Source organism: Actinoplanes sp. M2I2, assembly GCF_023544445.1.
Taxonomy (GTDB): domain Bacteria; phylum Actinomycetota; class Actinomycetes; order Mycobacteriales; family Micromonosporaceae; genus Actinoplanes.
This window is the reverse complement of record NZ_JALPVJ010000029.1, coordinates 1-13,494: the sequence shown is the minus strand read 5'-3', so window position 1 is coordinate 13,494 and position 13,494 is coordinate 1. Positions and strand designations below refer to the sequence as shown.

The window sequence follows — 13,494 nt, the reverse complement described above, 5'->3', positions numbered from 1 at the left end:
GTTGATCCTGCTCGCACGACCATCGAGGTGACGAAGTCAGGCGACTGTCTCCTGCCATGGGTCGACGAGCGCGATTCCGGTGTCGATGAAGTCCTTGGTGTTGCGCGTGGCGAGGGTCGCGGCGCGAGATCGGCAGATAGCGGCGACCTGGCCGTCGAATCCGCTGATCGGGTTGCCGTCTTGCTCCCTGCCGGCCACCACATCCGCGTAGGCAGTGGCCGCGGCAAGGTCGAAAGACAGGACTTGGCGAGGGAACGCGGCGAAGATTTCGTTGGCCGCCTGATGAAGATCGTGCTTACGGCGACCGTCCGTCAGACGCGCGATGCCGTAGCGGATCTCGGCAACAGTGACCGATGTCGTGTAGAGGCCGCCTCATCTCCTCGCCACTTATGGCCTGATAGCAATGCTAGATCGCGACTCAGACCTGACCGATCCGCTCTCAGATGAGGACGGCGGCGAGGGCGCGGAACGCCCCGGCGGGGAAGACGACCTCGTCGCCGCTGGTGAGGACCTGGATGGCTACCTCGTCGGCGCCGGCCTGGTAGTGCTTCTCGAGGCCGGCGGCCACCTGGTCGGCCGTGCCCCACGGGATGAGGGCGTCGACGAGGCGGTCGCTGCCGCTGCCGGCGAGGTCTTCGTCGGTCCAGCCGAATCGCCGCAGGTTGTTCGTGTAGTTGGGCAGGCCGAGATAACCGGCGGTGTACCGCCGGGCGATGGCGCGCGCGGCCGCCGGGTCGGGCTCGAGGACGACGGCCACCTCGGGGGCGAGCAGCCGGTCGGGGCCGATCGTCGTGCGGGCCTCGGCGGTGTGCTCGGCGGTGGTGAAGTACGGGTGGGCGCCGGCCGCACGGTCGCGGGAGAGTTCCAGCATGCGCGGGCCGAGAGCGGCGAGGACGCGGTGCTGGGGTGCCAGTCCGGCGGCGTCGGCCGCGTCGAGATACTCGACCATTTTCGAGTAGGGCTTGCGGTAGTCGGTGCCGTCGCCGTCGACCAGGACGGCGTGGCTGGCGCCGAGACCGAGCAGGAACCGGCCCGGGTGATCGTTTTCCATCTGGTTGGCGAACGCCGCGGTCTCGGCCGGCGAGGTGTGCCAGATGGTGGCGATGCCCGAGGCGACGCCGATGCGCTCGGTCCCCTCCACGAGCTCACGGAAGCGCGACGGCAGCGTCCTCTCGAAGCCGGCCGAGAACCAGATCCGGGAGTACCCCAGCTCCTCCAGCTCGAGGGCGGCGGCAAGGGCCGCCTGCGAGCTCTCGCTGCTGAGGAAGAACGGTTGCCACACGCTTACGAGTCGTCGGGCCACCTCCGAGACGATAACGCACACCCACCGCCCGGCGGGAAGTCCGAGAGCCTCTTACCCTGGTGCGGTGACTGATCTTTTCGAGACCGCCGAGCAGCCCGATCTCCTCGCCACGCACTACCTGACCAGCATCGAAGACGTCACCGAGCATCTGCGGGCGGCCAGCCGGCTCGGGCTCGGTGTCCGCGTGCGCAGCTACCTCGAGGCCGAGGACGAGGACGAGGGGCTGGCCGAGCATTGGGAGGTCGAGCTGCTCACGTCTTCCCCGGTGCATGTGGAAGAGGCAGCCGAGCCGGAGCCGGCTGCCCCCGCCGAATAACGTCCCGCGGCGCCTACCACGTCCATTTCTGGAGCGCGGCGCCGTTGCAGGTTGCGAGCTGGACCGCGGCCCTCTCGGCGTTGGAGGCCGCGGCCAGGCACATCGTGGTCTTGGTGGCCGGCCGGATGGTGCCGTCGGTGCCGAACTGCCAGGTCTGCGCGCCGGAGGCGTTGCAGGTGAAGGCCCAGATCTTCTGGGCCGCGTTGAATCGGCTGTACGGCACGTCGACGCAGTTGCCAAGCACGCGCAGCGTCCTGTCGTCGGGCAACCGGGACAGCGACTGCGCCTTGGAGGAGTTGCACGTGAAGGTCTGCAGGTAGGTCTGCGGGGCCAGCGAGGACGTCGGCACGTCGATGCACCGGCCGGTGCTGTTCTTGACTCCGCTCATCACCGGGTTGGGGCCCTTGGCGATCTGGATCATCTTGGCGACGGAGGGAACACCGGCCGCGTCGATGACGAACAGCATGTAGTAGCCGGGTGGCGCCACGCCGCCGTTCGGAGGGCCGGTCACCGTCAGGTTCGTGCCCGCGGTCGTGTACTTCAGTGGCACGTAGCGCTGCCCCTGGTCCACCCCGTGGGTCACGTCACCCAACCCGACCAGCGCCACCTTCCGGATGCCGGCGGCCTGTGGTGACGAGATCGTGAAGGTCGCGCCGATCCCGGCGGTGGTCGGCGCGGTGGAGATGACCGGTCGCGTCGCGAGCTCGCCGCTGCCGTCCTTCTTGTACAGGTAGGGCGGGGTGAAGTATTCGACGTTCTTCTCGAGGTAGCCGGCGTCGACGCAGGCCGCGCAAACCCCGCCGCCACCGGTCATGACCCGGCCGTCCGGCAGCAGCGCCGCCGTCGAGTGGTATTGCCGGACCCGGCTGGCGCTCCCGAGCACGGTCCACTGACCGGTCGCCGGATCCCACCGCTCGGCCGACGTGGCCGCGTTGGCCAGGTCGACCACGGGCGAGTTGACCGCGCTGGTCAGGCCGCCGGTGGCCAGCACCGAACCGTCGGCGAGCAGGGTCGCGTTGGCCTGGCGGCGCCCGGTCGACATGGACCCGGTCGGCGCGATGGACGGGAACAGCCCGGTGTTGCTGTTCAGGACCACAGCCGTCCGGGTTGGCACCTTCTGCGCGCCGTTCTCGGTGATGATGCCACCACCGACGACGAGCGATTTGCCGATGTCGTACGGGGCGAAGCTGCCGTAGTCGCGGACAATGGCATCACGAGTGCCGGTCGCTGTGATGACACCCGTGCCGGTGGTGTTGATGGTGTAGGCAGTTTGGTACGGACCGAACAGGCCGAGCTGAGTGTCCGGACGCGACACCATGTAGGGATAGAGTCGCGCGCTGTATTTGGTGAATCCGGTCAGCGCACGAATAGCGCCGTTCGCCTGGTAGACCTCGGCGGTCGCCGGGCCGCCACCGATGATGACGGCTTCGCCGTTCGCCATCTCGGCCACCGACGGATACCAGCGCGCGCCGGCCATGTCCTTGCCGCGGGTCCACGTTTCGTTCTTCCAGTCGAAGACGTACGTGTGGACCGTGCCGTCGAGTTTCGCGTTGGCATTTCCGCCGGCGACCAGAATGTTGCCGTTGCTCAGATGGGCGAATCCCGCGCAGAAAATGTTGGAGCCCTGCAGATCGACCCGCTTGTAGGTGTCGTCGGCCGGATTCCAGACCATCGCCCGGGTGAAGCTGTGATCGGGGTACGACTCGCTCGGACCGTCGCCGACCGAGTCCCAGATCAGCGCCTTGCCATTGGGCAGCACCGCCGTGAAGACCGGGATGACCGGCGTGTCGACGACCGAGCTCCACGATCCGGCGATGCCCGGGTCGACCGCGGCGGCCGCCTTCTTGCGTGACGTTCCGGGGCGTACGCCGGTGGCCCGCTGAATGCGGGAGGCGTTCTCGGCGGTCCGTGACTCGATGACGCTCATCGGCGTGCCGGCCAGGTCCTCGGCCATGTGCTCGCGCTCGTCGTCCGGGCCGAGGGAATGCGCGTCGGCATGCTGATGGGCGTGCCCGTCGCCCTGAACCTGAGCGGAAGAAGACGCGGAGGCGGACGCGGAGGCGTGAACGGTGGAGTCGACGATGAACGTGCTCAGAAGCAACAACGCGGAGAAAACTCCGGGAACGACAAGACGATCACGCCTAAGCATGTGGGAGCCCTTTCGCCGACGTCAGGAAGACCCTGGGCCGGGGGGAATCGGTGTGCACCCCCGGAAAAGGCGATCGCGGACGAAAGCCGGATGTCTCCTGCGGACGTTGACCACCCTAACTCTTCGTTAAGACGATCCTCAATGTCTTGAGCGGCCGATACTCATTGACCGAACGGCCAGTCGTCACGACCGGGCCGGACAAACGACGATGCCCTTCGGGGCGGGGACACGCGCTTCCAGTGAGCAGTCGAAGCGGTTGTGGAGGGTCGTGCGCACCTCGGCGCTCGACTTGGTCTGGGAGAACCAGCTCGGCTGCCACACGAGATAGCGCGCCCGGTCGTCGGTCAGGCAGCGGACGTTGTCGGCGTAGCTGCGGGTCGACCGCACCGGGCGGACGTAGGTGCCGCGCTGCAACCACTGCGGTGACGGGTAACGGCAGCTGGTCGGGTTGCCCAGCAGGTAATTGACCGATCCGAACGTCAGATACAGCACCGGGGTGTCGGGGCCGATCCGCTCCCGCAGCGCGGGATAGCCGGCACCGGCCGGGCGCTCGTTGCCCAGAGCGTAGTTGTAGCCGCTGAAGGCCAGCGGCGCGTTCGGCAGCGTGGCCAGCACCATGGCGAGCGCCCCGGCCGTCGTCGGCGCCGGGCGCGCCGCCCGGCCATGGTTGGCCCAGGTGAGGACGGCGGCGATCACGGCGACCACCGCGAAGGCGAGCGCCACCACCGTGACGTGGTCGTGCCGCCACTCGGGTGGCCGCCGCAGCAGCACGAAACTGGCCGCCGCGACGATCACCGTGCTGACCAGCAGCGGCATGCGGGCCGCGGGGCAGAGCGCGAACGCCGTCGCCCACACCCCCACGGCGAGCACCGGCACCGCCGCGAAGTGGTACATGAAGAACTCGCCCTGGCCGTACGCGGACGCGAGCGGCAGACCGGCGGCGATCACCGCCATCGCGGCGGCGATCCACCGTGGACGCCCCGCCTCGACCCGCCGGACGAGCGCCACGGCAGCGGCCGGCGCCACCGCCACGACCGGGCTCAGCACGGTGACATCGCCGAGGCCGATCAGCAGACGGTGGATGTCGTGCCACCGGATGCCGTGGTGGATGGGTGAGTTGGCCACCAGGTTGGCCTGGTCGTTGAGCCAGAGCGTCTCCCAGGGCAGGAAGTGCTTCGTCGCGACGTACCAGACCACGGTGAAACCGGCGGTCGCCGCCGCGGCCCAGCCCGCCCGGCGCCGGTCCAGCGTGGCCACCAGCAGCAGCGCCAGCAGGGCGAGCGGGAAGGTCGCGAGCTTCACGGCGACGGCCAGGAACGCGCCGAAACCGCCCAGCACGGCGCCGAGCCAGAGCCGGCGGGGCGCGAAGGCCGCACCGACCGCGAGCACCGCGACCAGGGCGGCCACCCAGTCGGGCTCGAGGAAGTGCCACGGCGGCGCGATGATCAGGGAGAGCCCGGTGGCCGCCGCCACGAGAACGGCCGCACGGGCGTTCAGGACGCGCCGCAGACCGAGGAACAGCACGACGGCGACGGCGACGACGAGCAGGTCGGCGCCGAGCCGGGTGACGATGTGCGCGGTAAACAGCGAGACACCGTCGACGACCGGGAGGTCGAGCAGCCCCATCAGCAGGCGGTAGGCGAGCGGCCGGGCGATGAAGACGTCCCAGATGCTCACCCCGCCTTTGCCGGCGGTCTCGATGCCTCCCAACGCGTACGTCACGTCGTTGTTCATCGCGGACCAGAGGCTCATCGCGACGGCCGCGACCGCGGCCAGCCCGGCGAGCACGATCCCGGCCAGGCCGGCGAACCGCGCCCGGGGACCCGGTCGTGAGCCGGTATCGGAGGGGGCGAGATCGAGAACGTGAATCTGCGTCGTCATCGAGCGCGGATTATGCCACCCACATCAATGCGATTCGTACCGATGCCTCTCGACGGTGACGTGCGCCGACGCCCCGGCCGGCTGGAGCTGCTGCCTCAGTCCTCGTCGCGATGCCATTCGCTCGAGCCGGACTCGTCCGGGTCCGGTTCGAGCGAGGCGTCCGGCACGATCCGGTCGCCGTCGACCTCGTACGTCACGTCGTCGGCCGGCTCTTCGTCACGGGCGTCCATCGTCGTCACCTCTCGTCGCGGTGAGGCCGTGCCTGACCGCATAGTTCGCCGCCTCGGTGCGATTGCGCGCCCCGATCTTGGCGAATGCGTTGTTGATATGGGTCTTCACCGTCGTCTCGGCCACGAAGAGCGCCGCGGCGATCTCGGCATTCGTGCGACCCCGCGCGATCTGCTCCAGCACCTCGGCCTCACGCTGCGTCAGGCCGTCGGGCAGGGCCCGCCGCGGCGGCGCGGCCGGGCGGCTCATCGCCTCGGCCAGTCGCGCGGCCACCGCCGGGTCGAACAGCGAGTGCCCGCCCGCCGCCGCGCGCAGGGCCAGCCCTATCTCGGCGCGACCGGCGTCCTTGGTGAGGTAGCCGCGGGCGCCGGCGGCCAGCGCGCCGGCGATCGAGTCGTCGTCGGCGTACGTGGTCAGCACGACAACGGCCACGCCGGGGAAGCGGTCGCGGATCTGCGCGGTCGCGGCCACACCGTCGAGCACAGGCATCCGCAGGTCCATCAGCACGACGTCCGGGCGGTGATCGGCGACCAGTTCGAGCGCCCGCACGCCGTCCCCGGCCGAGCCGACGACCTCGACGCCGTCGGTCAGCTCGAGCAGCGCGGTCAGGCCTTCCCGGACGAGTTGCTGATCGTCGACGACGAGCACGCGCAACGGATCGCCGGTCATCCGGGCACCTCCGCCGTGACCCGCCACGCGCCGTCCACGACGCCCGCCTTCAGCGCGCCACCGACCAGCGCGAGCCGCTCCCGGGCGCCGATCAGCCCGTAGCCGTCGCCCGCCGGTCCGTCGCCCGCGGTGTTCACCACGGTCAGCCGTACCGCGGTCGGCGCGAAGTCGAGCGAGATCGCCACCGCCGCGCCCGGAGCGTGCCGGGCCGCGTTGGTCAGGGCTTCCCGAGCCGTACGCAGCAACGACACCTCAGCCCCGGGCGGCAGCACCCGAGGGTCGCCCCCGATGTGCAGCGTCACGGTGGCGCCGTAGTTCTCCCGGTGCACCACGATCAGGTCGCCGAGCGCCCGCGACAGCGGCGGCACGTCGTCCCGCAGCGCCGCCACCGCCGACCGCGCCTCGGTCATCCCGTCCGCGGCCAGCCGACGAGCTCGCCGGACACGCTCCGCGGCCGCCCCGACGTCACCCCGCTCGGTCAACTGAGCCTCCGCCACCTCGAGCTGCACGCCGAGCGCCCCCAGCGAGTGGGCCAGCACGTCGTGCAGCTCCCGGGCGATCCGCGCCCGCTCGTCCAGCGCCGCAGCCCGAGCCTGCGCCACCCGGGCCCGCGACGTCTGCTCGAGCAGCATCTCGGTCTGCTCGGCGCGCAGCCGGTGCTCCCGGCGATGCAGGCAGAGAAGGACCACGAGGATGATCAGCGCGGGCTGGGTCAGCATCGCGGTCGGCCCGTGATCCGCCAGCCGCAACCCGACCAGCAACACGGCGATCAGCCCACCGGTCAGCGCCAGGATGGCCCCCAGCGGCATGCGCGGCAGCAGCACAAAGGTGAACAGCGCCCCGTACAGGAAAAGGTGGGCCGCCCCGTTGTTCGGCATCGCCGTCACCGCGGCCGGCACCAGCGCGGCCACCGCCAGCGCGGCCCGGGCCGGCACCGGGAAACGGTGGTCGGCCACCATCCAGACGACCCAGCAGACGAAACTGACCAGGAGCGCCGGCTTGACGAGGCCGCTCGCCACCCCCGGATAGAAGAGCAACGACCACACCTGCAGCGCGCTGAGCGCAACCCGCACCAGCCAGCCCGTCTCCGGGTCGTCGGCCCGCAGGAGCCGGCCGAGGCGACGCAGCCGGCGCAGCATTCAGTCTCGTTCCCGCAACACAGTGAGAATCAGATCCAGCACCAACAGACGGTAGGCGACAAACGCCAGCCCCACCACGGCCAGCACCACAAGGATCGCCACGACCACGCGCCCGGTCACTTTCCCACCCTCCTGTTCGAGCACCTTGCCGAGCACGGCCCCCGCAACCCGGGACGCCCGGCTGCGCCGGCTCCCGCTCAGCAGATGGCTCGCGACCTCGACGACGTCCCGGCTCCGGGAGTTCCGCTCGTTCATGACCCGAACGGTACGAACAGACCCGGGTGGACCGGCACCATCAGAGGGTGGAGACCGAGGTGGAGATCGCGCTGAGGTCAGTCTCGTAACGCTGCGAGAGCCGCTCCCAGTCGCTGCCGCAGACCTTCCGGCTTGCTCGGAACGGCCGGCTGGAGAGACACGCCCTCCAGCGCCGACTCGGAGCTCAGCAGGCGACGACGGCCACGAGCGTCGACGAAGGAGATCTTCGCGACGAAGAAGTCGGTTTGCGGGGGAACCGCCATGCCGACAAGCTCCTTGGCGACGGATTCAGGCAGCTGCCAGGTCAATGTCCGCGACTCACCCGGCGGAACGACCGTAGACAGGTGCCGCGAGTCCCAGTCCTCGGTGATGAGAATCGGCTCGCCGTCGCCGATCTGAAATTCGAGCTGACCGACGATGTCCACGACCGGGAACATCCCGAAGTTGCCGACCTCTATCGCGAACTCGTGCTCATCGATGTATTGGTCGTCTTCGTGGTATCGCGGCTCATACAGAACCACGGCCCGGGCCTGCGCCTCTTCTGCGTCGGCCCGCTCGCGGTCAAGACGAGCGACTTCCTCCTGCCGGGTACGGCGTTCCTCGTTGAGACCTTTGGCCTGCCAGGCGAAGGCGCCGATGGTGCCAATGGCGGCGACGCAGGTGCCCACCGCTTCGAGCCAGTCCGGTTTCACATTCACGCAGACCGACAATAAGACAAACGTCACCATTCAACGGCGCAAGGCCGCCATATTCATACGCGCGCGGCTTTCATCGAAATGAGAAACGGAGCCCTCATCAGCCTCAACGGGTGGCGTCGGTCGTCGCGGCGGCCGGAACGCCGTGGGCCTCGAGGAAGCCGGCCACCGATCGCTCCCAGGGGAAACGCTCGGCCTGTGCCCGGGCCGCCGCACGTCGGACGCCCTCGGGGCGGGACAGCAGCATCCGCACGGCCTCGGCGTAGGCGGGCCCCTCGCCGGGGACGGCCACCCCCGCGTCACCGATCACTTCGGGTAGTGCGCTTTCCGCGCTGACCACCACGGGCGTCCCGCTGGCCAGCGTCTCGAGGGCGGCCAGGCCGAACGTCTCGATCGGGCCGGGAGCGACGGCCACGTCCACACTGGCCAGCAACGACGCCAGCTTCGCGCGGTCGGCCACGTGGCCCAGGAAGCGGACCGGCAGGCCACGATCGGCCGCCTCCGACTGCAGGGCGATCCGTAACGGGCCGTCACCGGCCACGACCAGGACTGCGGGGACTCCCGATCGGCGCAGCGCGGCCACGGCCTCGAGCGAGCGGCGGGGCTTCTTCTCCGGGGCCAGGCGACCGCAGTGCAGCAGCAGGACGTCGTCGGGGGCCGACCACATCGTGCGCATCCGGGGGTCGTGGTTGGCCGGCGTGAAACTGTCCAGGTCGACGCCCAGCGGCACCCGGGTCAGATTCTGTACGCCGAGACGGGTGAACTCCGCGGCGGCCCACCCGGTCGTGCAGACGACCTGGTCGTGGTCGGCGGCTGTCCGCGCGTTGAGCAGGTCACCGAGCCGGCGGCTGGGACCGGGGCCGAACAGGCGCAGCAGGCCGTCGAGGCTCTCGTGGGAGACCATCATGGACGGGATGCCGCGACGGCGGGCCCAGCGTCCCAGCCAGCGCAGCGTGGCCCGGTCGGAGATCTCGAGACAGTCGGGGCGCAGCGACTCGAGGGTGGCGCTGAGCCGGGCGCGGTCGAGCAGCACCCGGTAGCCACCCATCCGGGGGACCAGCGGGCCGGGCAGGGTGATGACCCGGCCCTGGTCGGTCTGCTCGTCGGACTCGCCGGCGCCGGGAACGACCAGCACTGCTTCGTGGCCCGCGGCCTGGTAGCCCGCTCCCAGGTGGCGCAGCGCGGTGCGCAGGCCGCCGGACCGTGCGGTCACGAAGTTCGCCACCCGGACGATTCTCACGCGGCGACCGCCCTTCGTTCGAGGTAACCGACGCTACACGCCGCACCGTAGTGGCCCAGCAGTTCTTCACCCACCGCGTACCAGCTGCGGCCCTCGATCGCCTGCCGTCCGGCGGCGCCGTAGGCCGCGCGCCGGGCCGGGTCGGCCACCAGATCGCGTACGGCGGACGTGAAGCCCTCGGCGACGAAGGGCGGGACCAGATAGCCGGTCCTCTCGTGATCGACCAGGTCGACCGGGCCGCCCGCGCGCGGCGCGACGACGGGCAGGCCGCTGGCCATGGCTTCCTGCACGGCCTGGCCGAAGGTCTCGTAGGGACCGGTGTGGGCGAAGATGTCGAAGCTCGCGTACAGCTCGGCCAGTTCCTCGCCTCGGCGCACACCGAGGAACGTCGCGGCCGGCAGGGCCTTGCGCAGCTGCGGCGCCGCCGGTCCGTCCCCGACGATCACCAGGCGTACGCCGGGCAGGCGGCTCACGTCGGCCAGCAGATCCACCTGCTTCTCGACGGCCAGCCGGCCCACGAACCCGACCACCACCTCGCCGTCGGGGGCGAGCGAGCGACGGACGTCAGCGCTGCGCCGGCCCGGGTGGAAGAGCTCGTCGTCGACACCGCGCCGCCACAGGTGAACCCGTTCGACACCGTGCGTGTTCAGCGCGAGCGCCGACTCGGAGGACGGCACCAGGGTGCGGGAGGCGAGGTTGTGCACGGTTTTGATCCACTTCCACGCCGCACCCTCGGTCATACCCACCTTGTACGCCCGGGCGTACGCGGCGACGTCGGTCTGATAGACGGCGACGGTGGGCAGGCGCAGGGTGCGAGCGGCCAGCATGCCCCACGCGCCCAGCACGAACGGGCTGGCCAGGTGCACCACTTCGGCGCCGAACGTACGCAGGGTGCCGGTCAGCGTGGGCGTGGGCAGCCCGAGCCGGATCTGGGGGTAACCGGGCATCGGCAGCGATGCGATGCGGACCACCGGGTACGGCACGTCGACCGGGGTGCCGCGGAGCGCGGGCGGAGGTTGCGGTGCGATGACCATCGGCTCGTGCCCTCGGCGCAGCAGATGGTCGGCGGTGCGCACCACCGAGTTGGCGACGCCGTTCACATCGGGCAGGAACGACTCCGTGACCAGAGCGACTCGCATGCAGTCACGATGGGCCTGGTCGATGTCCAGAACACCGCACGGGTCGTGACCGGGTTCCTAACGCTGATCGAACGAACGACTAGCGATCGGGCCGGCTGGGTATCGTGCCGACGTGAGATATCGGTCGATGGCTGCTCTGCTGAGTGTGCTGCTCGTCGGCGCGTGCGACTGGTCCGGAGGCGACGGCCGCGACCGCAACCCCGAGAACCGTCCCGGCTATCACCTGGGCCAGAGCCACTCCGACAACCCGCACCGGGTCCGCGGCGACGGCGAGGTTTCATCGTTCCTGCTGGTCAGCGGGGCCGACGTGGTCCGGGTGCGGCTCGGCGACCTCGGCGGGGACCTGTACGAGTTCTCCACGCCGGACGACTCGAAGGTCGCGCCGACCGCGGCGATCGAGGGGATCGACCTGGTCGCGGGGCTGCGGGACACCGGGCTGGGCGGTCCGGCGGTGCTGACCGTCGTGCTCAGCGACGACGTGCGGTGGCAGATCCGGCTGGCCGGCGGGGCCAAGGACGAGGCGGTCGACCTCACCGGCGGTCCCGGTGGCGACGTCGACTTCAGTTCGGGCACCGAACGCGCCTCGGTGGTGCTGCCGGCCGGTCAGGGCACCCAGCGGGTGCTGCTGGGCGGTGGCGCGAGCCTGCTTTCCGTACGGGTGAGCGGCCAGGCCCCGCTGCGGGTCGCAGCCCTCGGCGGCGCCGGCACCGTGACCATCGACGGGCAGGCGCTCACCGGGGTCGCCGGTGGATCCGTCTGGGTGCAGGACGGCTGGGAGGGCGCAGCCGCCCGCTACGACGTGGACGCATCCTCCGGCGTCGCGAGCCTCACCGTCGAGCGCTCCTGAGCCGCCGGCGTCTCGCGTCGGAGCTCAGCGACGGGCGCGCAGGCCGAGGGAGCGCCAGTCGACGTACTTGAAGTTGGTGCTCACGCGGCCGTCGTCAGGCTTGTTCTCGCCGTCGTGGAGCACGACCAGGCCCCGGGGATAGCCGGGCAGAGGCACGCTCGTAGCAGCCGCACCGTCTGAATGCTGCACGCCATCCGTGCGGATGCTGTCGAGCACCTGGAAGCTCGACAGCGGGCGGTTCGTGCGCCGGTCGTACACATAGAACTTGCTGTCACCCTGACTCGACACGATCAGGTAGCCGTCGCGCTTGCCGGTCGGGTAGATGGTCGCGCCTTCGACATCGGCCCGGATGCGCCCGGCCTCGGGGGCCGGCTCGCCGAGCGTGCACTCCTCGGTCTCCGGGTCGAAGGTGCCGGGTGCGCCGTACTCGGCCACCCGCTCGACGATCCGGGGGACGCCCACGAAGCGGTCGCGGTCGAGGTGGATCTTCCAGAGGGCGACGTCCTCCTGGGCGGCGTAGAGCACACCGGCCGCACCGTCGACGACCATGCCCTCGATCTGCGGCTCCTCGCCCGGCTCGAGGCACGGCGTCCAGGTGGCGCCGGTGGAGAGACGGAAGTGCTGCGGCAGGTCCAGCTTGTCGGTGACCCGGTAGCTGATCGCGTTCTTCTTCTCCTCCAGCCGGAAGATGCCCAGCGTCGTGCTGTGCCGCCGGCTGACCACGGCATAACGGCCGTAGGTGGCCAGCCCGTAGCCGGTGGCCTGCTCCTCGACCTCGGCCGCGTCCCGCGAGAACAGCAACGGCGCGTCCACGGCGGTCACATCCGTGAGCCGGCCGGACGCCTCGATGTGGAAGATGCGGAGCTTGTCGAGCCCGCGATCGGTGACGACGGCGTAGTCCTGGCGCTCGGCCCCGAACCCGGTCACCAGGTCGACGTTGTTGAACCGCCCACCGTCGGGCGGCAGGATCGACTGGACCTCACGACCGGCCAGGTCGTAGACCCGCAGACCGCCGTTCTTGGCCGTGCCGATGACCCGGCTGCGCGACTTGTCGGTCCGGTTGACCCAGATCGCGGGGTCGTCGGCGTCCGCATCTCCGCCGGCTTCGTCGTCGAACAGCGCCGGGGTCTCGACCGCTGCCGTGATCTCGAGTAGCGGCCCGTCGCCCGCGGGGCCACCAGCTCGGGCCGGCCCGGCGACAGCCGTGCTCAGGACAACCAGTGCCACAACCCCAGCAGTACGACGCATACCCGCACACGTTGCCGGACGAATGCGGCTCTCAGGTTGCCCTCACCTGAATCTTCGCTGTGCGGTCGCTCTGAGAAAAGGTCCGTAAACAGCAGTAGGCCCACCCCGTGTGGGGTGGGCCTACTGTCACGTTGAGTCCGGCGGCGTCCTACTCTCCCACACCCTCCCGAGTGCAGTACCATCGGCGCTGGAGGGCTTAGCTTCCGGGTTCGGAATGAGACCGGGCGTTTCCCCTCCGCTATGACCACCGAAACAACCATCAGCGGAACAAACCAGCATCAGCAGCCAACCCCCCACATTCGGGGGTGGCGCTTCTGGTTGTTCGTTTGCTGTGAATCACACAGTGGACGCAAACATAAAGTTTAGGGTGGTTAAGCCCTCGGCC

Annotated in this window: 13 protein-coding genes, 1 rRNA gene and 1 pseudogene; 2 read left to right on the top strand and 13 right to left on the bottom strand. The window is 70.1% G+C overall.

The genetic code is table 11. The features are described 5' to 3' along the window. Nucleotides 1–36 precede the first annotated feature (36 nt). Together HJC40_RS46445 and HJC40_RS39545 are read right to left on the bottom strand one after the other, a co-directional pair. Nucleotides 37–357: pseudogene (locus HJC40_RS46445) on the bottom strand (VapC toxin family PIN domain ribonuclease); the annotation flags it as partial. Between the two features lie 82 nt (nt 358–439). After that, nucleotides 440–1,303, bottom strand: a complete 864-nt coding sequence (locus HJC40_RS39545; protein WP_250008741.1) for a TIGR03620 family F420-dependent LLM class oxidoreductase — start codon at nt 1,301–1,303, stop codon at nt 440–442. Nucleotides 1,304–1,367: 64 nt separating this feature from the next. Here HJC40_RS39545 and HJC40_RS39540 point away from each other — a divergent pair, with 64 nt between their 5' ends. Next, on the top strand, nt 1,368–1,619 hold the full coding sequence (locus HJC40_RS39540) for a hypothetical protein (protein ID WP_250008740.1): 252 nt from the start codon (nt 1,368–1,370) through the stop codon (nt 1,617–1,619). 13 nt (nt 1,620–1,632) lie between these two features. Here the strand turns inward: HJC40_RS39540 and HJC40_RS39535 are convergent, their stop codons facing one another. The 9 genes from HJC40_RS39535 to HJC40_RS39500 form a co-directional block, all read right to left on the bottom strand. Then, nucleotides 1,633–3,720, bottom strand: a complete 2,088-nt coding sequence (locus HJC40_RS39535; protein WP_250008739.1) for a galactose oxidase-like domain-containing protein — start codon at nt 3,718–3,720, stop codon at nt 1,633–1,635. A gap of 231 nt (nt 3,721–3,951) precedes the next feature. Next, on the bottom strand, nt 3,952–5,649 hold the full coding sequence (locus HJC40_RS39530; RefSeq protein ID WP_250008737.1) for a hypothetical protein: 1,698 nt from the start codon (nt 5,647–5,649) through the stop codon (nt 3,952–3,954). Nucleotides 5,650–5,744: 95 nt separating this feature from the next. Continuing rightward, entirely contained in the window at nt 5,745–5,879 is a 135-nt protein-coding gene (locus tag HJC40_RS45855) for a hypothetical protein (RefSeq protein ID WP_284044403.1), read from the bottom strand. Further along, nucleotides 5,866–6,546 carry a response regulator transcription factor gene (locus HJC40_RS39525; protein WP_250008736.1) on the bottom strand — a complete coding sequence of 227 codons (681 nt, stop codon included), beginning with the start codon at nt 6,544–6,546 and terminating at the stop codon, nt 5,866–5,868. Before HJC40_RS39525 ends, HJC40_RS45855 begins: the two co-directional genes overlap by 14 nt. Next, nucleotides 6,543–7,685: a sensor histidine kinase gene (locus HJC40_RS39520; RefSeq protein WP_250008735.1), complete on the bottom strand. Its 1,143-nt coding sequence runs from the start codon at nt 7,683–7,685 to the stop codon at nt 6,543–6,545. The genes HJC40_RS39525 and HJC40_RS39520 overlap by 4 nt, the downstream gene beginning before the upstream one ends. Next, nucleotides 7,686–7,940: a hypothetical protein gene (locus tag HJC40_RS39515; RefSeq protein ID WP_250008734.1), complete on the bottom strand. Its 255-nt coding sequence runs from the start codon at nt 7,938–7,940 to the stop codon at nt 7,686–7,688. Between the two features lie 77 nt (nt 7,941–8,017). Beyond that, on the bottom strand, nt 8,018–8,638 hold the full coding sequence (locus HJC40_RS39510) for a hypothetical protein (RefSeq protein ID WP_250008733.1): 621 nt from the start codon (nt 8,636–8,638) through the stop codon (nt 8,018–8,020). A 103-nt stretch (nt 8,639–8,741) separates the two neighbouring features. Next, nucleotides 8,742–9,860 carry a glycosyltransferase gene (locus HJC40_RS39505; RefSeq protein ID WP_250008731.1) on the bottom strand — a complete coding sequence of 373 codons (1,119 nt, stop codon included), beginning with the start codon at nt 9,858–9,860 and terminating at the stop codon, nt 8,742–8,744. Between the two features lie 11 nt (nt 9,861–9,871). Further along, on the bottom strand, nt 9,872–11,014 hold the full coding sequence (locus HJC40_RS39500) for a glycosyltransferase family 1 protein (RefSeq protein ID WP_250008730.1): 1,143 nt from the start codon (nt 11,012–11,014) through the stop codon (nt 9,872–9,874). Nucleotides 11,015–11,126: 112 nt separating this feature from the next. Here HJC40_RS39500 and HJC40_RS39495 point away from each other — a divergent pair, with 112 nt between their 5' ends. Continuing rightward, entirely contained in the window at nt 11,127–11,861 is a 735-nt protein-coding gene (locus tag HJC40_RS39495) for a hypothetical protein (RefSeq protein WP_250008729.1), read from the top strand. Between the two features lie 24 nt (nt 11,862–11,885). On the opposite strand, the gene HJC40_RS39490 is transcribed toward HJC40_RS39495, so the two are convergent. After that, nucleotides 11,886–13,088 carry a phytase gene (locus tag HJC40_RS39490; RefSeq protein WP_250008728.1) on the bottom strand — a complete coding sequence of 401 codons (1,203 nt, stop codon included), beginning with the start codon at nt 13,086–13,088 and terminating at the stop codon, nt 11,886–11,888. 156 nt (nt 13,089–13,244) lie between these two features. Beyond that, nucleotides 13,245–13,361: ribosomal RNA gene (gene rrf / locus HJC40_RS39485) — 5S ribosomal RNA — on the bottom strand. Nucleotides 13,362–13,494: the final 133 nt, after the last annotated feature.